The organism is Chitinophaga sp. (assembly GCF_039596155.1).
In the GTDB taxonomy this organism is placed as follows: domain Bacteria; phylum Bacteroidota; class Bacteroidia; order Chitinophagales; family Chitinophagaceae; genus Chitinophaga.
The window spans coordinates 126,254-146,203 of record NZ_JBCNKF010000011.1; the positions used below are offsets into that span (position 1 = coordinate 126,254).

At 45.6% G+C, this 19,950-nt stretch carries 14 protein-coding genes; 5 read left to right on the plus strand and 9 right to left on the minus strand.

The window, feature by feature from the left end:
• Window positions 1-27: 27 nt before the first annotated feature.
• On the plus strand, window positions 28-1,434 hold the full coding sequence (gene lpdA, locus ABDW33_RS13070; RefSeq protein ID WP_116855940.1) for a dihydrolipoyl dehydrogenase: 1,407 nt from the start codon (window positions 28-30) through the stop codon (window positions 1,432-1,434).
• Between the two features lie 87 nt (window positions 1,435-1,521).
• Here the strand turns inward: lpdA and ABDW33_RS13075 are convergent, their stop codons facing one another.
• The gene (locus tag ABDW33_RS13075; RefSeq protein WP_343690513.1) at window positions 1,522-4,281 is read right to left on the minus strand and encodes a S8 family peptidase; all 2,760 of its coding nucleotides are present in this window, start codon (window positions 4,279-4,281) and stop codon (window positions 1,522-1,524) included.
• A 465-nt stretch (window positions 4,282-4,746) separates the two neighbouring features.
• On the opposite strand from ABDW33_RS13075, the gene ABDW33_RS13080 reads away from it, so the two are divergent.
• Entirely contained in the window at window positions 4,747-5,577 is an 831-nt protein-coding gene (locus tag ABDW33_RS13080) for a M57 family metalloprotease (RefSeq protein ID WP_343690514.1), read from the plus strand.
• A gap of 201 nt (window positions 5,578-5,778) precedes the next feature.
• Here ABDW33_RS13080 and ABDW33_RS13085 read toward each other — a convergent pair whose 3' ends face one another.
• Together ABDW33_RS13085 and ABDW33_RS13090 are read right to left on the minus strand one after the other, a co-directional pair.
• A complete protein-coding gene (locus ABDW33_RS13085; protein WP_343690515.1) occupies window positions 5,779-6,675 on the minus strand; it encodes a class I SAM-dependent methyltransferase in 897 nt (298 codons plus the stop codon).
• A gap of 105 nt (window positions 6,676-6,780) precedes the next feature.
• Complete coding sequence (locus ABDW33_RS13090; protein WP_343690516.1) at window positions 6,781-8,403, minus strand: methylmalonyl-CoA mutase family protein; 1,623 nt, start codon at window positions 8,401-8,403, stop codon at window positions 6,781-6,783.
• 48 nt (window positions 8,404-8,451) lie between these two features.
• Here ABDW33_RS13090 and ABDW33_RS13095 point away from each other — a divergent pair, with 48 nt between their 5' ends.
• Window positions 8,452-9,378 (plus strand): M23 family metallopeptidase, encoded by a 927-nt coding sequence (locus tag ABDW33_RS13095; RefSeq protein ID WP_343690517.1) that lies wholly within the window; start codon window positions 8,452-8,454, stop codon window positions 9,376-9,378.
• 38 nt (window positions 9,379-9,416) lie between these two features.
• Here ABDW33_RS13095 and ABDW33_RS13100 read toward each other — a convergent pair whose 3' ends face one another.
• The 5 genes from ABDW33_RS13100 to ABDW33_RS13120 all read right to left on the minus strand — a co-directional run bounded on the left by ABDW33_RS13100 (window position 9,417) and on the right by ABDW33_RS13120 (window position 14,994).
• A complete protein-coding gene (locus ABDW33_RS13100) occupies window positions 9,417-9,890 on the minus strand; it encodes a hypothetical protein (RefSeq protein WP_343690518.1) in 474 nt (157 codons plus the stop codon).
• 180 nt (window positions 9,891-10,070) lie between these two features.
• Complete coding sequence (locus ABDW33_RS13105) at window positions 10,071-11,270, minus strand: pyridoxal phosphate-dependent aminotransferase (RefSeq protein ID WP_343690519.1); 1,200 nt, start codon at window positions 11,268-11,270, stop codon at window positions 10,071-10,073.
• A gap of 105 nt (window positions 11,271-11,375) precedes the next feature.
• The gene (locus ABDW33_RS13110; protein WP_343690520.1) at window positions 11,376-12,995 is read right to left on the minus strand and encodes a S8 family serine peptidase; all 1,620 of its coding nucleotides are present in this window, start codon (window positions 12,993-12,995) and stop codon (window positions 11,376-11,378) included.
• Window positions 12,996-13,052: 57 nt separating this feature from the next.
• On the minus strand, window positions 13,053-13,769 hold the full coding sequence (locus ABDW33_RS13115; protein WP_343690521.1) for a DUF4397 domain-containing protein: 717 nt from the start codon (window positions 13,767-13,769) through the stop codon (window positions 13,053-13,055).
• 40 nt (window positions 13,770-13,809) lie between these two features.
• A complete protein-coding gene (locus ABDW33_RS13120) occupies window positions 13,810-14,994 on the minus strand; it encodes a serine hydrolase (protein ID WP_343690522.1) in 1,185 nt (394 codons plus the stop codon).
• Window positions 14,995-15,249: 255 nt separating this feature from the next.
• On the opposite strand from ABDW33_RS13120, the gene secDF reads away from it, so the two are divergent.
• Both secDF and ABDW33_RS13130 read left to right on the plus strand, forming a co-directional pair.
• On the plus strand, window positions 15,250-18,435 hold the full coding sequence (gene secDF / locus ABDW33_RS13125; RefSeq protein ID WP_343690523.1) for a protein translocase subunit SecDF: 3,186 nt from the start codon (window positions 15,250-15,252) through the stop codon (window positions 18,433-18,435).
• 182 nt (window positions 18,436-18,617) lie between these two features.
• Complete coding sequence (locus tag ABDW33_RS13130) at window positions 18,618-18,743, plus strand: alanyl-tRNA synthetase (protein WP_343690524.1); 126 nt, start codon at window positions 18,618-18,620, stop codon at window positions 18,741-18,743.
• A 97-nt stretch (window positions 18,744-18,840) separates the two neighbouring features.
• Here ABDW33_RS13130 and ABDW33_RS13135 read toward each other — a convergent pair whose 3' ends face one another.
• Window positions 18,841-19,932, minus strand: coding sequence for a cellulase family glycosylhydrolase (locus ABDW33_RS13135; RefSeq protein ID WP_343690525.1), 1,092 nt, complete (start codon window positions 19,930-19,932; stop codon window positions 18,841-18,843).
• Between the last annotated feature and the right edge of the window lie 18 nt (window positions 19,933-19,950).

Consider the following 19,950-nt stretch of genomic DNA (forward strand, 5'->3'; position numbering starts at 1 on the left):
GGCAAGTTTTAATTAAAATTAAGCATTATGGCATACGACGTAATCGTAATTGGTAGTGGCCCCGGTGGATATGTGGCTGCTATCCGTGCTTCTCAGCTGGGATTTAAGACGGCAATCGTTGAAAGGGAGAACCTGGGCGGTATTTGCTTGAACTGGGGTTGTATCCCTACTAAGGCATTGTTGAAATCTGCACAGGTACTGGAATATATACAGCATGCCAAGGCCTATGGAATCAACGCAGGAGAAAGCAGCGCTGATTTTGATGCTGTTATCAAGCGCAGCCGTGGTGTTGCAGACAAGATGAGCAAGGGTGTGCAGTTCCTGATGAAGAAAAACAAAATTGATGTTCTGCTGGGTACCGGTAAGCTGAAAGCTAAAGGCCAGGTAGAAGTTACAGATAAGGACGGTAAAGCTGTAGTACACGACGCTAAGTACATCGTACTGGCGACTGGTGCTCGTGCCCGCGAACTGCCTAACCTGAAGATTGATGGTAAGAAAGTGATCGGATACCGCGAAGCAATGGTACTGCCTAAGCAGCCTAAATCCATGATCGTAGTAGGTTCCGGCGCTATCGGCGTTGAGTTTGCTTACTTCTATGCTACCCTGGGTACCAAGGTAACAATCGTCGAATTCATGCCGCGTATCGTACCGGTTGAAGACGAAGATATCTCTAAAGAACTGGAGAAGATCTACAAGAAGAAAGGTATCGAAATCATGACCAATGCATCTGTTGAAGCTGTTGAAGCCAACGGAGAAGGCGTGAAAGCGAAGGTGAAGACCGCTACCGGTGAAATCAGCCTGGAAGCAGACGTAGTACTGAGTGCTGTAGGTATTCAGGCTAACATCGAGAACCTGGGTCTGGAAGCGCTGGGTATCAAGACTGACAAAGGTCGTGTACTGGTTGACAAGTACTACCAGACAAATGTACCAGGCATATTCGCTATTGGTGACATGGTTCCTGGTCAGGCACTGGCACACGTTGCTTCTAAGGAAGGTATCGTTTGTATCGAGGCGATCGGTTACAACGAAAAGAAATATGCTCACAAACCTGAGCCTATTGATTATATGAACATTCCTGGTTGTACCTACTGCGCTCCCGAAATCGCTTCTGTAGGTTACACCGAGAAAGCAGCGAAAGAAGCTGGTTACGAAGTGAAAGTTGGTAAATTCCCATTCTCTGCATCAGGTAAAGCAACAGCTGCCGGTGCAAACGAAGGATTTATCAAAGTGATCTTCGATGCGAAGTACGGTGAGTGGCTGGGTACGCATATGATCGGTGCAAACGTAACCGAAATCATTGCACAGACCGTAACCGCACGTAAGCTGGAGACTACTTACCAGGAAGTACTGGATTCTATCCACCCACACCCAACCATGAGTGAGTCTGTAAAAGACGCCATCGAGGTTGCTTATGGTGAGGCTATCCACCTGTAATAGAAGGTATTAGCACTATATAAAAAGTCCCGGAGGTTACTCCGGGACTTTTGCATTTTAGCAGTACCTTACTGGAAACAGGGGTACTTAAAGCTTGACGAGTTTTGTGGTAAAGACCTTCTTACCATTGTTGAGCAGTACACATACGTAAGTACCTGGTGCCAGTTCACTGACTGCAATACTCTCCTGCAGACTGGCCACTACTTTTGTTAAGATCAGCTTACCACTCATATCAAAAACCTGCATTTGCAGCTGATCCACCTGCCTGCTCAGAACAGTTACATAGCTGCTGGCAGGATTCGGGAAGATCATGTAATCATGCTGTCTTAAAACATACACACTGGCAGGAGCGGAATAGAGTCCCCTACCATCGGCGGTAACAAGTTTTACCCGGTAAGTCAGCAACCCCTCCGGCGTATTATTATCTGTATACTCATAAATTGTATTGGTATTGACTGTCACTGAATCCAGCGTCACATAACCATTCCCCGAAAGCCTTTCCCAATACAACCGTTCCAGCCGATAAGTCGTACCTAATGATAAATGAAGCAATACATTTTCATCACCATTCTCTGTAGCAAGTAAGCTCTTGAAATAACATCCGGTACCTTGTAACTGGTAATTGGTGGCATAGCTTTTCAAACCATTCCATCCATCCGTATGCAACGGACTCACTGCATAATAAGGTGAATTGCCGGCAGCCGCAATTGTGAGAAAAGTATCTGCTGTTTGCGTATAAGGCAGGAGATAAGTCGTACCCATATTGTACAACTGATAGCCGCCCGCATGCGGTAAGGTATTCCAGAAGATCATGGCACTGTCTCCGCAATCATAACCAGTCTGCAATGCAAGGCGCGGCGACAGGTAAAATGTATCACTCACAAAAGACGTATCTGGTGTTGTATACTTCAGTAAAGCGACAGAAAATGTATCCGGAATCGTCCAGTAATATAACCCCGTACTTGTATTCAATCGTGTGGCGATGCTTTGCCAGGTAGCACCTTTGTCATAACTGCAGGAGATATTTCCTTTTGCTGTAACATTCGATGTCCATCGTAAAGGAGTGGGAACCGGACTACCTGCTGCTATTACCTCTTTAGGCCCTGGATTTTGCCATTCAAAAGTATTTTTAGCTGAGTACCCGTATGCTATATAAAAAGTCTGACCAGGCTCCTTTAAACGATGTGCAGATACATGGATCTGTACATTCCCGGCAGCAGGATTATCTATGGTGATCTGCTCTACATTATTCAGGCTATCGCGGGATCTGTGTGGCGAAGCTGATAAGGAATCCAACACAGGCACTGAAGATAGTACCCAGGGAAGATATTGACTGCTCCCTATTGTTACAGACAGATCCAGGTCATTCACCAGGGCACTTGCTGCATTTGCTGCTGCGGCAGGATCATTCCAGCAAAGCGTTATTTTCAATTGCTGTACACCTGCAGGTACCTGTATAGTAAAATCGCCACCGTCGGTACCGCGTAAAAAATGTTTTTGCTCCAATGTCTGCATGGCATGCAATGCATGTAAACTACCAAACCCACTGATATAACTGATGCCTTTACCAACGGCGCTATTGATCAGGATAGCTTTCACCAGTGCTGCCGAAGGCATAGCATGATACACCTGTTGATATCCCTGTTGTAATAACGCTGCTACACCACTTGTCAGCGCTGCGGATCCTGAAGAGCCGTCTATGCCAAATGCCACCAGTTCCGGTTTAATACGCCCGTCGTAAGCGGGCCCTTTCGAACTGATCCCCGGCACATGCAGTGAATCGTCTGTTGCACCTACTACCAATACATTTTTTGCCTGCTTAAACGTACCTGTCAGATTTGCAAACCCGTTCAGGTTTTGATAGATACCAGTCGTGTCGCCCGTAGTACCTACATTACCGGAAGAGAATACATGCAATATCGTATCTGCCTGATACACTTCTTCATCGTACGCTACTGCTTCCACACCATAATAGTTTTCGATCCCCGTACCATAAGAATGATTTTGTACAGACACCCGGTAATCATGCATATAAGCGCTATCCTCCGGCATTAAACTATACGAATAATCTGCAGGGCACAACAATGCCTGCGGGGCCGCTCCCAGACCTTTTTCACCGTTATTCCCGGCACCTGCTATCATCGTCGCCATAATCGTCGCATGCGAAGAAAAATTCAGAGAAGCATGTGCATTATATAAAAACCTTCCTGCCAGATCAAGATCAGTCGTATCAAACAAATCTTCTTTCAGTGATACAGTGATGTGAGTGCCTTTAATCGCCGGATACTGCTGCTGCACAGTATTGATTGCATTAGCAGAAATATCCGCAGAATTGATCCTTTGTTCGGGGCTTGCTTTTCGCTGCACATCAGCAAATGAAATAAAAGATTGCGCAATAAAATCATCCCAGTCTTTGGTGAATAACAAGATGGAATAATTCTTTCCATGCTGCTGCAATACGCGACAATAAGCAGGTGTGGCAGATGCCGTAACGATTAAATGCAAACTGTCTTCCAGCGAAAGAGAATGCAATAATTTCATACTTGCCTTCCAGTTATTATTTGCCGGCATTACATACACAACACGCTGTTGTAAACAACTATCAAAATGTGTATTCTTTAGAATAAAATGTACCTGGCTCAATGATTTTACTACCCCATAATCACGCAGTGATTCACCGGGATATTCACGGAACTTTACGAGGTAATAAACTGTGTGTTTACGCGATGATGTCGCTGAAATATCTTTACTGGCGTACCTCGCAGCTACCTGGTCAGGTAACTCCTGTGCGCCTGCTGACAATGATTGGCATACTAATAAGTGTAACAAAACCAGGGTTGCTCTCATAAAGATTTTGGGTTGACAGGTTGCTCGTTGCTTCAAATAAAACTAAAGTAATTCATTCATAACTTTGATTAGCAGGGGAAGAAAAATTTTTTTTGGTTTCATGGAAAGTTGTAATATTGGTCCCGAGCAACTAAAATCTAACCGTCGAAGCAATTGATCCAGAGATGAAGCATACAGCCATTTTTTGGCGTTAACCAAATGAATCAGAACAATTATTGAAGACCCGGAGAGGACGCGGATTTCGTCGTACCGTTTCTTTCACCCGCATTACTTTATGAGCACTAAAAATTATGTATTAACAGTAACAATTCAACATGCATGCTGCACGTAGTGTGCACCAATTGTACGAGCAAGTTATAATCTGTCGTTAGCTGTATTTACTGATGATGAATACGTCCATTTTTCATCAGCGGATCAGCTAATAATATCTTCATTTTCCTGAAACCCAAACCCAAATCTAAATGTATGCGTAAACATTCATTCAACGCCTTATTGTGTCTGATGGCAGGCATTGCTGTAGCCACTGTGTCCTGTAAAAAAGATAATGTAAGCAGCACTAAATCTGCTGAAACTATTTCTTCTGAAACCCTTGCTAAGATCGAAGCACTGGGCTTCAGCTCCGCTGATGTTCACAAGTTCGGCGATGATTACATTGTGGAAGGTGATATTCGCCTCACTGAAGCTGATCTGAATAGCAAATACACGGGGCCTGTACTGCGTGTCGCTAGTTCAGAGCAATATCGCACTACCAACCTTGTAACAGGTACACCTCGTAATATCACTGTAAGAGTAGCCAGCAGCCTGGGTAGCGCTTTTGTAGCAGGTACTGATACCGCTATCGCGCGTTACAACCGTCTTGGCCTGGCTATCACTTTCTCCCGTATCACCAGTGGTACCGCTAATATCACGATCTCCGGTTTCAATCAGGGACCTAGTGGAGGATTCATCACCCTCGGTTCTTCCGGTTTCCCAACCAGTAGCGGTAATCCTTACAGCTCTATCCAGATGAATACAAACTCCCAGGCCTATGGCAGCAATCCAAATGTACTGTATGTAGGATCTGTTATTCAGCATGAAATCGGTCACTGTATTGGTTTCCGTCATACTGATTACTTCGATCGTTCTTATAGCTGTGGTGGTACTGCTACCAACGAAGGTTCAGCTGGTGTAGGTGCTATCTGGATCCCAGGTACGCCAACCGGTGCCGATGCCAACTCATGGATGCTTTCCTGCTCTAACGGTGGCAACCGTACTTTCAACGCGAACGACATTATCGCATTAAACTACTTGTATTAATTAATAAGTGAGATATTCTTATTAGCTGATGCATGAGCAAAGAAGCCGGTAGCCATGGCTACCGGCTCACTTTATTTAAAAAGGGCCTGTACCCTTTATAAGATACAGACCCTTTCCGGTATTCACGTTATTTTATACCAGCAATTCATATCCGGTTTTTATTGTCGGCTACAATCTTCGCAGGATGAATTGGATGGCTATTTACTCTGCTTTACATTCATATACAACAGAACTACACCTGTCTACATCCTTCAATCCTTTTCTCCAGGATATAAACCCATTCCAGAAACCTTTGAATAACCCATTCCCACCCGTCTTATACTTTTCACTCAGCAAACTCACATAAAAACCATCAAATACCATTGGATGCTTTTTCACCACCCGGATCTTATGTTGCTTCAGCAATACTTCCATGGAGGCAGGGGAGAAGTGGTACAAATGCCGCGGTACATCGTAAGCCGCCCAATATTCACCATAATGCACAGCATCGGAAGAGTTATAGTTAGGCACCGCGATCAGCAGGGCGCCTTCCGGTTTCAGTAAGGTACGTATCTGACGGATATAGTCATGTAAGGTATGTACATGTTCCAGTACATGCCACATGGTGATCGCATCAAATGCTCCGGCAGGTAGTTTATAAAGATCCTCTGAAGGACGAGGTTCAATGTTATATAATGTCTTTGCATTCTGACGGGCAGTATCATCTGGTTCAAGACCGGTGATCTGCCAGCCACCCTGTTGCATGAAATGAAGGAAAGAACCAGTACCACAACCGATGTCGAGGATGGCACCTTGTTTAAGACCTGTTGCTGCTTTTACCCAGTTTTGTTTGCTGCGCAGCGTGATTTTCCTTACGCTGTGGTATAAACGGTTGATGAGGCCCTGGCGGGTTTCCGAATGGGAAATGTATTCCTGTGATTGATAATAACGGCCAATGTTAGCATTGTCCGGAACGTTCTGCGTATATCGTACACTGCAATGTCCGCAATGGTTAATATCGAAAGTTTCCTTTGAAACGGTGTAATCTTTGGCTGTCAGTACTTTATGTGAAGTTGCAGCTCCACATACCGGACAGGTTTGATGGTAGATAAAAGACATGGCCAAAAATACTGAAAAAACATATCGAAAAAATCGCCAAAGCAGAAGCAGGAGCGATTTTTTCGCAGGCAGGGCCGGCATTTGCCGTTACCCCAACGCATGCACCTATTTATACTCCCCAAAAACCTTCCGCAGGGTATCTGCTATCTCTCCGAGAGTACACATCCTTTCCACCGCCTCCACCACGATCGGCATCAGGTTTTCCGCTGTAGATGCCGCTGCCTCCAGTCTTTGCAGGATCATCTTCACCGCTTCATTGTCCCGGCGGGCACGCAGGTCCTGCAGTCTTTCGGTTTGTAACTGCCTGATACTATCGTCAATTCTAAAAATCTCCGGCGTTCCTTCTTCCTTCACGGTAAACTTATTCACGCCTACTATGATCTTCTCCCCACGCTCAATCTCTTGCTGGTATAAATAAGCACTCCGCGCTATCTCATCCTGTATAAAGCCCTGCTCTATTGCACTCACGGCACCCCCCATCGCATCTATCCGGTGTATCAGCTCCCAGGCCTTGGCTTCCACTTCGTTCGTCAGGGCTTCTACATAGTAAGACCCTGCCAGCGGATCAACTGTATCGGCAATCCCACTTTCATATCCTACTATCTGCTGGGTACGCAGGGCAATGCGGGCCGCTTCTTCTGTAGGTAATGACAGCGCTTCGTCAAATCCGTTTGTATGGAGGGACTGCGTACCGCCCAAAGTAGCAGCCATGGTTTGCACAGCTACGCGTACAATATTATTATGTGGCTGCTGCGCAGTCAATGTACTGCCACCGGTTTGTGTATGAAAGCGCAGCATCTGGGCTTTGGGGTCAGTCGCTCCTAATTCCGCTGTCATATTGGCCCACATCCTCCTGGCGGCCCTGAACTTAGCCACCTCCTCAAAGAGATGATTATGTGCATTGAAAAAGAAAGATAACCGCCTTGCAAATACATTTATCTCCAATCCTTTCTCGATCGCCGCTTTTAAATAGGCTTTCCCGTTAGCCAGCGTGAATGCCAGTTCCTGTACTGCATTGGCACCTGCTTCGCGGATGTGATATCCCGAAATGGAAATGGTATTCCATTTCGGCACCTCTTTACTGCAATATGCAAAGATGTCTGTAATCAGCCGCATAGAGGGTTTGGGCGGATAGATAAAAGTCCCTCTTGCTGCATATTCCTTGAGTATGTCGTTCTGAATAGTGCCCGATATTTTATGCAGATCAGCACCCTGTTTTTTAGCAAGGGCAATATATAAGGCGAGTAGTATAAACCCTGTTGCATTGATGGTCATACTGGTCGAAATATCTTCCAGTTTGATCCCGGCAAAAAGCCTTTCCATATCCTCCAGAGAGTCGATGGCTACACCCACTTTCCCCACTTCACCCTCCGACATGGCATGATCAGAATCGTACCCGATTTGTGTAGGAAGGTCAAATGCCACACTCAGACCCATTACCCCCTGGCTCAGTAAGTAGTGATAACGCTGGTTCGAAGCCTCCGCCGTACTGAAACCCGCATATTGCCGCATGGTCCATAGCTTATCACGGTACATGCTGGCATGCACTCCTCTTGTAAAAGGGAATTGCCCGGGCAACTCATCCATGGGTATCGGTTGGGTATATACTGGTTCAATGATAATACCGGCATCTGTTTTGATGATATTTTCCATAATATGTGCATTCGTGGAATAATAATGTACGATAAACAATGTTACATAATTATTATCGTATTCCGCGAAGGCCAAATTTTGATAATTTGCAGGACCATTCCTGAAAGATTTACCGAATAAGCTATGTTTATTTACGCGCTGTTATTTTTGACTTTTGCTTTGGCCCTGTTCAGCATTTTCTTTACATATACTGCTGCCGCAGCCCTATTCCGACACAACTGGTCCCGTCTTTTAGCCGGTTTGTCACTCGGTGTATTCATTTATCTCTATGGTACCTGGGTATATCTTACAATAGAAGCCAAATATGGTTTTGGTATCTGCTTATTACTGGCACTATTTACAGGGTTCCTGCGGCGCAGCAGGAACAAAAGAGCCTCCAGAACCTGGCAGATCGGCTTTAATCTGTTTTTTACCGCCTGTTTGACGCTATTAAGTGTGCTCTATTTTACCGGTACCACCGGCAAACCGGACACCATCGAGCTGGCTTTTCCCATGAGAACAGGCCGCTATTTTGTGCTGCAGGGAGGAAAGGGCTTACCTACCAACCTGTTTCACTACAGCCTGAGAGGGGCGATTTATGCGATGGATATCGTAAAATTGAAACCAGATGGCAGGCGTGCCAATAAGATCTTCAGCAAGAAGTTAACAGACTACGAAATCTTTGGGGATACTTTATATAGCCCCTGCGATGGACGGGTGCTGAAAGCATATGGCAATAATCCGGATAATATCCCGCCTGATATGAGCCGGGGGCCGAATAATACGAACCAGGTGATCATTGAGACCAGCAGCAGTTACATCTTTTTAGGACATATGAAGGAGGGAAGCGTAATTGTGCATGACGGAGACCTGATTAAGAAAGGACAGCCAATGGGTTGTGTGGGCAATTCAGGATTTAGTACAGAACCTCACCTGCATATCCAGGCGCATAAAAAGGTGCCGGGTATACCCTGGTATCAGGCGCCGCCGCTTTACATTCATTTTAACGGAAAGGGGTATTTGCTGTATGAGGTGATCCGGCCAAAAAGAGTGATGATGGTGACGAAATAATTTAAAAAGCCCGCCTGTTGTAAGGCGGGCTTTTTAAATTAAAATAACTTCCTGGCTTCAGCATTCACTATCTGCGCGGTCATTTCGGCAGGGGATGTCTCAGCCTGGAGAAATACTTCCAGAATCTGTTTATTAAGATCCATCGCAGATGCTTCGGCAGGGAGCTGGCTGGCTACCTGGTTAATGATCGTGATGGTTTGTTCTTTCAGCGTTTTTACTGCCTCCCAAGCAAGCGGGGAAACATAGATCTGCTGCGTAACATTGTGGTCAAATTCTGCCTTAATGGTATGAATCAGGCCAACCTGCATGTCTGTAGCGCCAAGCCCCGGCTGATATACCCGGCTGATCAGGTTTTGCAGATTGATGCGGTCTACCAGCAATGCCATTCTTTCATAGGCTTGTAATTGCAGGGGCAGTACTGCTTTGTCGCTGCTACGGGCTTCCGAAGCAGCTGCAGGAGCAGGTGTCGCCTCCTTGTCTTTAGGTTTTAGGAACATATCCCTTAAGGTCATATATAGAATAGTTAAGATGCCGATGCCTAATACAATAAAAAGCATGCTTTGAGTTGAGATACTACCCATGTAGAATGATTGTTTGCAGGTGCAAATATATAAATAAAAATGTGCAGATATAATGGCAAAAAAAAGCTTTTGCCGGTTAGACAAAAGCTTTTTCTATAGAAAATGAATTGATTAGCTCAGTTTTTCCAGGGCTGCTTTCAAACGCTTCATCCCTTCCTGCAGCTTCTCCATCGAAGCAGCATAAGAAATACGGATGGCATTGGGCTGCTGGAAGGCAGAACCCGTTACAAAAGTCACATTTGCCTTGTGCAGCAGGTACATACACAGGTCGTCCGCATTATTGATCGTCGTGCCTTCAAATGATTTTCCAAAGAAACTGCTTACATCCGGGAACATGTAGAATGCACCGTCCGGGTTGATCAGTTTCAGACCCGGCATCTGGCTCATCTGCTCAAATACAAAAGCCCTTCTCCTGGTGAACTCAGCCAGCATCACGTCTGCAGAATCTTTCGGACCATTCAGCGCTGCTACAGCTGCCTTCTGCGTAATAGAACAGGTGGCAGACGTAAACTGACTCTGGATGTTTTCCGCAGCCTTGGCTACTGCCGTTGGCGCTACCAGATAACCCAGACGCCAGCCCGTCATCGCAAAGCCTTTACTCAGACCATTGATAATAATGGTGCGTTCCTTCATGCCTTCAAACTGTGCTATGCTCTCGTGTTTACCTACATAGTTGATGTATTCATAAATCTCATCAGCCATCACATAGATACCCGGATATTTGGCAAATACATCTGCCAGCGCTTTCAGTTCTTCCCTGCTATATACTGAACCCGTAGGATTGCAGGGAGAGGAGAACATAAACAGCTTGGTCTTTGGCGTAATGGCCGCTTCCAGCTGTGCCGGCGTGATCTTAAATTTATTCTCAATACCGCAGGGAACAAATACAACTGTACCCTGGCAGAGTTTTACTAATTCTGAATAAGTTACCCAATATGGTGTAGGGATAATCACTTCGTCGCCCGGATTGATGACGCTCAATACTGCATTGGCAATACTTTGCTTGGCGCCTGTCGATACCACGATCTGCTCAGGCAGATACTCCAGGTTGTTATCACGTTGCAGTTTCTTCACCACCGCTGCCCGCAGATCCGGGATACCAGCTACCGGTGTGTAATGTGTAAAGCCTTCATCAATGGCTTTTTTTGCGGCCTCCCTGATGTGGGCAGGTGTATCAAAGTCAGGTTCGCCAATACTCAGATCTACAATGTCTATACCCTGCGCTTTCAGCTCACGGCTCAGCTTAGCCATTTTGATCGTTTGTGGCTCAGAGATCCTTGACAGCCTTTCTGCTAATTCCAAATGCTTCATAACAAAAATTGTTTAGTAAGGTGCGCGACCTGCAACAAACCTACAATAATTTTATAACTGATGGGAGAAGAAATCTGTAAAGGGAATTTGGAGAGCAGGAAAAACTTAGTGCTTCAGCAGTTTTACGACAGTCTTATCCATACCTTTTTGTCCTCTTAAATAATATATACCAGCAGGTAAGGAAGAAAAGTGAGCATCCCAGTTGTAATAAAAATAGGTCGTGGAGGCTGTGATACTGGCCGTCCTGATCCTGCGCCCATTGTTGTCATACAGGGCGAGTTCCACCTGTTGCCCGGTTGCTGCATGCATATATATTTTAATCTCACTGGTAAAAGGATTGGGTAATGCTTTCAGCCAGGTATGTTGCAATTGTGCAGAATCTGCGGTCAACGTGCTGGCTAGTAAAGTATTGTAAGCGGTCTGGAAATTGGGAATACCATACCCCTGGTCGTTATCCGGTTGGGTATATTGACTGCTGCTCGCCCTGATGGCATTGATAATCTGCTGGTTGGTGCTTTTGGGAAATGCCTGCCATAAGCATGCGGTAAGGCCGGCTATCACAGGTGTGGCAAACGAAGTGCCGTTCCCCACTGTCAATGTTCCATTAGGCAATATGATCCGTGCATACTCACCTACCGAAACAACATCGGGTTTGATGCGCCCATCGGCGGTAGGGCCATGGCCGCTGAATGCAGCAAAGGTACCTGCAGCATTGACTGCACCTACCGTCAATATATTATCTGCATCACCTGGCGTCAGGATATAATGCCAGGCAGTCGCACCCTCATTACCTGCTGCTGCGACTACTATCATTCCTTTAGCCGCGGCTATAGCAGCAGCACGGGCAATGATCGTCGTCTTTCCGTCCAGATCTGCATAGGAGTGATTATAAACAGGATCATCAAACGTGTTGTAACCAAGCGACGAAGAGATAATATCTGCCCCCGCACTGTCAGCGTATTCCGCAGCAGCCACCCAGTTATTTTCTTCAATGGGTTTCTCCCATTCTGTTTCTTCTGTACGTAAAAGAAGGTAACCCGCTAATGGTGCTGATCCTACCATTTCCTGCGGAAGGTTGGCTGCTAGTATGGAAAGTACTTCCGCCCCATGTTCGCCATAGTCGTATACGTTAGCCTGTGCCCTAACGAAATCCCAGGTACTGATGATATTCGTTTCAGTAAAAGCCCTGTTTACATTGACTGATGGGAAACCATTATCAATGACAGCAATGACCATATTCTGTCCCTTATAATTGTTGTCATGCAGGTAAAGAGCATGATGTAATTCCATTTGCGGTTTTGCACCTCCATAATATTCACTGCCGCTTATTTTTTCAGCGTTGGGTATCGAAGGGCGGGGAGTGGATTGCCGGCCTTCGCTCCGGCTGTTTACTACAAAAGGAAAGGATTGGATTTTTCTCAGTGCAGCAGTATCAGATGTTTGTATAATGATCTGGTTGAACCAGCGGGAAGTATAGAGAATGCGCACATTGCCCGCTGCGAGCAAACTGTCCTGGTAACCTGAAGATACCGGAAGATCTGTACTGTCTATAGAAAGGTGTTGTCGGGCTCTGCGTTCAAGGGCCCTGCTACTCAGGAATTGTGCCGGGTCATCAAGGGACCACCTGGTTTTTTGCTTATCGCGTAACTGAATAATATAGCGGGAGGTCTGGGCCTTACTAAAGGTATAGGAAAGCAGGAATATGATCAGGATAGGTAGCCTCATAGGGCTAAGATAGGGTAAAAACCCGCTTTTGTGATTGTCAAAAGCGGGTTTTTTCTATTAATAGTAGTTCTTGATATAACCTACATAAGGAGCCAGGGAACCACTGGTGGTATTGACATCGCCGGTCAGGAAGATGGTATATACACCGCCTGTTGACAAGCTGGTGGTAGAACCATTGTTAGTCGCAACAATTGTTTCGGTACCTGCTTTCTTCACAGTGATGCTATTAGCGTTGGAAACGGTAGTCAGCGCTTTGAACGTAGTAATTGGTCTCGCCATGGAGAAAGTGACGTTACTATCCACTTTGGTCGTGTTCAGATATACGTCAACCGGACCGATGTTGGAAGATAAGTTCCACACACGGATATTCAGTTTACCAGTGCTGGCACTTGAAAAATCATCCTTGATTGGATAGAACACCGGCGAAGTAGAATCACCGAATGCCACCAGGGTGTAGTAGGTCAGTGAATCGTAGGTGGCAGCGTTGGTAGAAACTACAGTTGTGCTGGTAGCAAATCTTTTCAGATCAAAGATGTGTGTACCACCATACGCCTGGTAGTTGTAACCTGCAAATCCAGTGGAAACGCTGTCTTTAATTTTGGTGGAGTTGTCATAGAAATCCAGTTTAGCCGCACTGCTAATACCGTTAATAACAACAAAAGCCGCTACTGGTCTGGATGGAGTTGTGTTGTTTTCAGTTTTCAAACATGCGGTAAATCCTGTTACCATTGCAAGAAGGGCCGCTACTGCCCCGAAACGTTTACTTGTTGCCATTTCACTCACTTGTTTAATATAGAATTAGAACTTGGTTTTTTCAAAAAGTTTTATTGGAATAGTCAATCCTGAACCTGGACAGGTCGGGGATATAGGCCCGCTGCCGCCGGCGTTCATAATTGTAAATAAGCTCACCTAAAGCCTGCATAAAAGGTTCGCCTACCTGTTTGAACTGGTAATTTTCGTCGGACAGGATGCCATTGCTGTCATTTACATAAACAGTTGTAGATAACATAAATTCTATCTGATGGGCAAAGTCCGCTATATAGGCCACGTCTGTCAGGGTGCCATATGCCCATCCGGGTTTATTAAAGCTGCGGACAAAACCACCGAACCGGTTGTTTTTCTCTGCACCAAACAACAGGAATTTCACATAATTATGGTGAAACACTGTCGAATCGTAAGTTGGTCGCTCCGATTCTGCCGGCTGTGCTGACATGCAGTGGTATAAAAATCCATAGTCGTCCTCTTTTAAACGGAAACGATTTGATTTTGTTACAACATCGGGAAAAATAATGCTTCTTAAAATATTGTGTAAGTCCGCCAGCCAGATCCTGTTTTTCTGAGAGGCATTCATCGGGCAGGGGACCAGTTCATTCTTTTCATTATAGTATGCCTTGCCGATTTCATCATTTCTTGGTGAAAAGGAAAGCGTGCTGAATAGTGCAGGTTGCCGGTACAGCACCTTTTTTCCCTGCCGAAAAGTGATGGCGTTGGTAGACCGGTTGTTTTCAGGAGAAATACCGGTCACCCCCAGCCGATGCAATACCTGTGCCCCGGGGTAGCCTTTGGCCCATAGGCTTTCATTGAATGATGCCTGCCCGATAAATTCATACAGCCGGTTAAAAGCATCATTGTCACTCACCAGCAGGATCTTCTTTATATAATTACCTACCGAAGGTAAACCCGACGGAGAGGAAGCGTCTGTAAGCGCTGCCGGGGTTGCCCCGGGCAAACTGTCAGTCAGCATGGGTGTATGTCGGTCCAGGCCCCGGACCGACAGGTCATTCAGCTTCTCAAGTGCGAGGGCCGCCGCTGCCAGTTTTACGGTAGAGGCCGGGTAAAAATACACATCCGGATCCAGTCTATAGGTAAAATCAGTGCAGTGAGGGTGGTTCCGGGCATCCCGGTCAATTCGGGTATAAATGATCTGCAACCGATATCTTTCGGGATCCCTGAATACAGGACCAAGGCGGGTTGCCTGCGTTTTTAACAAAGATTCCAAAAAAGAGTTATGGGGTGGGTAATTGGTGATTTGCATATTTTTATTAGTATTGCAACCTGCAAAGCATAGTATCAACCAGATAGAAAAGCATTGGCACACATTAGAGAAGACTAAAAAAAGGCGAAAAAAACCAGTTTATGAGTTGGAAACCAATATTTTCCACCTTTTTCCTTTTCTCCGTTTCTCCGGCTTTAATATATCAATTTAAATTCTATCTTTGCAACTCTTAAAAATTTTTTATAAACCCGAAACAATATGCAACTTAAAGGACTGGTTAGATTTTTTGCCGGTGCATTGATCCTTATCTCTGTGTATTACTTGTCTTTCACGTTTCTGGTACGCAGCTACGAGAGCAAGGTAGACCTGCAAGCCAAAAACGACATCAGCAAGCTTTATAAAAGCCCTGAGGAGAAGTATTCTAATGATAAAGAGCAGCAGGCTTTTTATCAGGATACACTGACTGAGCTGATTAAAGCAAGAAGACAAAGAATCCTGGATAGCACCAGCAATCAACAGATCGCGGGTTTTCCCTGGTACATTACCTATACCAAAGCCAAGGAAAGAGAGCTGAATCTTGGTCTTGACCTCCAGGGAGGTATGAACGTAGTGCTCGATGTGAGCGTGGAAGATGTGATCCGTTCCCTGAGCGGTCATTCGACTGACAAAGCCTTCAACCTCGCATTGCAGAATGCAGCTGAGGCTAAGAAAACCAGCCAGTCGGATTTCGTAACGTTGTTCGGGCAGGAATATGCGAAAGTGGCACCTCAGGGTCGCCTGGCTACCATTTTTGCCAACGCTTATCAAAAAGACATCAATTTCAACACTTCTAACGACGACGTTCTGAAAGTAATCCGTCGTGAAGCAGGTGCTGCAATTAAAAATACTTACCTCGTACTGCAAAAACGTATTGACAAGTTCGGGGTAGCTTCTCCAAACATCAGCCTGGACGAAAGTAAAGGTATTATCTCCGTAGAACTGGCCGGGGTAGACAACCCTGACCGTGTAAGGAAATACCTGCAGGCAAGTGCTAACCTGGAGTTCCGTGAAACTTACAGAAACGACGCTGACTTCGTGAACAACGTACTCGTGAAAATGAACGATGCGCTGAAGAATGTAGGTACCACTAAACCAGCTGTTGACTCAGCTGCTACTGCTAAAGCTGATACTACCGCAAAAACTGCTGTTGATACCACTAAAGACGGTAGCCTGGCTGCTTTCATGAACGACTCTGCAAAGGGTAAGAATGGTAAAGTAGACTCCGCTAAGCTGATGGCTGATGCAGAAAAGGAATTCATGAAGACCAATCCGCTGTTCGCGATCATGCATCCGCAGATCACACAGGAAGGTCCTATTCCAAGCGCTGTAGTAGGTAGAATCCTGCCTTCTGATACCGCTACCTTCAAGGCTTACCTGACCCTGCCTGCAGTAAGAAATGTAATGCCTAAAGACCTGGTATTTGCCTTCGGTCCTGAAAACAAGACCGACAAACACGGGCTGCTTGATGTATTCGCACTGAAAATTAACCCTGCTAATCCAACTCCACGCGTAAGCGGCGAAAGGGTAGTAGACGCTAAACAGGACTACGACCAGAATGGTAATGCTGAAATTGCCATGGTAATGGATAACGTAGGTGCAAGAGAATGGAAGAAGCTGACCGGTGAACTGGCTCCTAAAGGTGGTGCTGATGAAAATCGTGCGAACCTGAACTACGTAGCCGTTGTACTGGATAGCATCGTTTACACCGCTCCCTCTATTATTAATGAGATCCCTGGCGGTCACTCCCAGATCACCGGTAGCTTTACCGTTGAAGAGGCGAAAGACCTTGCTAATATCCTGAAGTCCGGTAAAATGCCAGCTCCGGCAAAAATCGTTCAGGAACAGATTGTCGGACCAACCCTGGGTGCTGAATCTATCGCAGCCGGTGCTAAATCCTTCATCATCTCCTTCATCGTGATCTTCGTACTGATGCTGGTATATTATAATACCGCTGGTATCGTTGCAAACATCGCGCTGGTACTGAACCTGCTGTTCACTTTTGGTATTCTCGCTTCGCTCGGTGCGACGCTGACGATGCCAGGTATCGCGGGTCTGGTATTGACTGTAGGTATGGCCGTGGATACAAACGTAATCATCTTCGAACGTATCAAGGATGAACTGGTACATGGCAGAACCTACCAACAGGCAGTAGAATTCGGTTATAAGAGATCTTACGCGCCTGTACTGGATGGTCACATTACCTCCCTGCTTACAGCAATTATCCTGTTCTACTTCGGTTTAGGTCCGGTACTGGGCTTTGCTACCACTCAGATCATCGGTCTGTTACTGTCCCTGTTCTGTGGTATCATGATCTCCCGTATCGTAACTGACTACTATACCAATAAGAAACGTCACTTCGAGTATTTCACGCCGATTTCTAAGAAGATCTTCAAGCATGCTGCTTTTGACTTCGTAGGTAAGAGAAAGTATGCTTATGTGATCTCTGGTATCATGATCCTCCTGGGTGCTTCTTCCTTCTTCCATGGTTTCCGTCACGGTGTTGACTTTGACGGTGGTCGTAGCTTCACAATCCGCTTCGAAAAACCAATGCATACTGAAGAAGTACGCACTATCCTGGAGAAAGAATTCAATTCAGAGCCGTATGTGAAGACTATCGGTAACACCAATCAGCTGAACATTACTACCAACTATAAGATCAACGAACAGACACCTGAAGTTGATAAGGAAGTAACGCAGAAACTGTACAATGGTCTGAAACAGTTCTATGAGCCAAATGTAACTTATGAAGTATTCTCTTCACCTCGTTATATCGTAGCTTCTCAAACAGTGTCTCCAACCATCTCCGATGACCTGCGTGCAGGTGCGGTGAAGGCAACGATCCTGTCACTGATAGTGATCTTCCTGTACATCCTGCTGCGTTTCAACAAATGGCAGTATTCTATAGGTACAATCTTCTCCCTGTTGCACGACGTGATGGTAACCCTGGCTGTATTCTCTTACTGCCGCGATATCGTTCCGTTCCCACTGGAAGTTGACCAGCACTTCATTGCAGCGATCCTGACGGTAATTGGTTTCTCCATGAACGATACCGTGATCGTATTCGACCGTATCCGTGAATACTTCCGCGGCGGTCAGATGAAAGGTCAGTCAAGAGACAGCATCATCAACAAGGCCATCAACGATACACTGAGCCGTACAGTAATGACGTCTCTGACAGTATTCCTGACCATCCTGATCCTCTTCATCTTCGGTGGTGAAGTAACCCGTGGTTTCGCATTCGCGATGCTGATCGGTGTGGTCACTGGTACTTATTCTTCCATCTTCGTAGCTGCACCGGTACTGGTGGACTTCGATAAGAAGAACGAGCTGGCCAACGAAAGCGAAGCAATTCCTGCAAAAGATGTAGAAAAGAAAGGCTTAGCTGGCGCTGCTGTTAAGAAATAGTGTTCAATTAAATGTTTGATAAACAAGAGCCCTTCGGTGTAACCGAGGGGCTCTTTGCTTTTGATAGGATAAATAACCAGGGAGCAGGAGCAGCTGCTAAATGATGTTTCTATCGCAGTATAGATAATAGTAATATCGACTTATTGATGCATTGCGGTACTTTGCAGGTAAATAAGTTACTTATGGCAACAGCAACTGAGAAAAAATCCTGGGTAAAATGGATCAGAAGGATCGGTATCTGGGGTTTCCTCTTCTTCCTGGCGAAAGGGCTTTTATGGCTGGCGTTGGCTTATTGGATTATGAAATAGTGACAACAGTCAGCCCGGGTAAACAAAAACACAACATGATATCAGCAAAAAAAACGGCTTTGTCGCCAGACAAAACCGTTTCATTATTCATTATTCTTTAGTCCTTAGTGAGTAACTTCAGCAACTTGTCATCCTCACTTCCATCCGGCTGCATAATTCCAAAGTCTCCTTTATACGTCCACACAGTCCAGGGAATCGCATTTTTATCCAATGCCTTTTTCATGTCCTTGTACCACCTCATCCGGTCTTTTCTTGGTACAAGACTCGTACACCCCCATTCACCACATATCAGTGGCGCTTTGAACTTCCTGGCCACTTTTGCAGCAGTTGAAATCTGGTCGGCTATCACATCGTCATTGTAATCCTGTGTACTACCTGCCAGCAGATTCCTGATAGTAGCAGGTTGCTCGTTCAGCTCCCTGGCAGTAATGGTCGCACCTGGGTAATGAACCGGTCCACTGTAATCCTGCTGCCTGCTGCCGTTGTAGCGATAATGTGTGAAGTATATTGGTTCAAAGTAGTGGAAATTCAAAATGATATGATTGTCTCCCTCCGGCAATTTCAACTGTGAAAAAGTACTATAGCTGCCATTTTGGTTACTACTTACTACAATCACCCGTTTAGGGTCTATCTCACGTATTGCCTTAATGGTTTTGGCCAGCAGATCATTCCACTCGGCAGCACTGTCTGCCACCGGGCTACTCAACAGTTCATAAGCAACCAGGTTAGCCGGATACTTCTTAAACTCCTGCGCCAGTTCCTGCCAGATCTGAACAAAACGGTCCTGCTCATCGTCACTGGTCCACAAGCGGTGACCTTTCAGTGTCTGCAGATCTATGATTACTCTCAGCTTATTGTTTTTACACCAGCCAATGGCCGAATGTAAATACTTAAAAGCATCTGCATATTTCTCGTTCTTGTAATTCCATAATTCACCTTCTTCAATAGGGATACGAAGATGATCAAAACCTTTCTGTGCCAGTAAGGTTACATCCTGTTCACCGAAAAAATCTACCTGCGCTGTGCCATTGCGACCACTTGCATCCGACAGCCAGTATCCAATGTTCACCCCTTTCTGAATATTAAATCCTTCAGGGAATTTAGGTGCCGGTTGCTGGGCGCGAACCGTCAGGGAAGTGGCTACAAACGCCACCATAAGCATGATGATTGACCTGGAGTTATTTAACATACTACAAATTTCGTCAAT

Excerpts from the sequence above, each read along its gene's own strand:
- lpdA (WP_116855940.1), top strand. The coding sequence starts at position 28 with ATGGCATACGACGTAATCGTAATTGGTAGTGGCCCCGGTGGATATGTG.
- ABDW33_RS13075 (WP_343690513.1), bottom strand. The coding sequence starts at position 4,281 with ATGAGAGCAACCCTGGTTTTGTTACACTTATTAGTATGCCAATCATTG.
- ABDW33_RS13080 (WP_343690514.1), top strand. The coding sequence starts at position 4,747 with ATGCGTAAACATTCATTCAACGCCTTATTGTGTCTGATGGCAGGCATT.
- ABDW33_RS13085 (WP_343690515.1), bottom strand. The coding sequence starts at position 6,675 with ATGTCTTTTATCTACCATCAAACCTGTCCGGTATGTGGAGCTGCAACT.
- ABDW33_RS13095 (WP_343690517.1), top strand. The coding sequence starts at position 8,452 with ATGTTTATTTACGCGCTGTTATTTTTGACTTTTGCTTTGGCCCTGTTC.
- ABDW33_RS13100 (WP_343690518.1), bottom strand. The coding sequence starts at position 9,890 with ATGACCTTAAGGGATATGTTCCTAAAACCTAAAGACAAGGAGGCGACA.
- ABDW33_RS13105 (WP_343690519.1), bottom strand. The coding sequence starts at position 11,270 with ATGAAGCATTTGGAATTAGCAGAAAGGCTGTCAAGGATCTCTGAGCCA.
- ABDW33_RS13110 (WP_343690520.1), bottom strand. The coding sequence starts at position 12,995 with ATGAGGCTACCTATCCTGATCATATTCCTGCTTTCCTATACCTTTAGT.
- ABDW33_RS13115 (WP_343690521.1), bottom strand. The coding sequence starts at position 13,769 with ATGGCAACAAGTAAACGTTTCGGGGCAGTAGCGGCCCTTCTTGCAATG.
- secDF (WP_343690523.1), top strand. The coding sequence starts at position 15,250 with ATGCAACTTAAAGGACTGGTTAGATTTTTTGCCGGTGCATTGATCCTT.
- ABDW33_RS13130 (WP_343690524.1), top strand. The coding sequence starts at position 18,618 with ATGGCAACAGCAACTGAGAAAAAATCCTGGGTAAAATGGATCAGAAGG.
- ABDW33_RS13135 (WP_343690525.1), bottom strand. The coding sequence starts at position 19,932 with ATGTTAAATAACTCCAGGTCAATCATCATGCTTATGGTGGCGTTTGTA.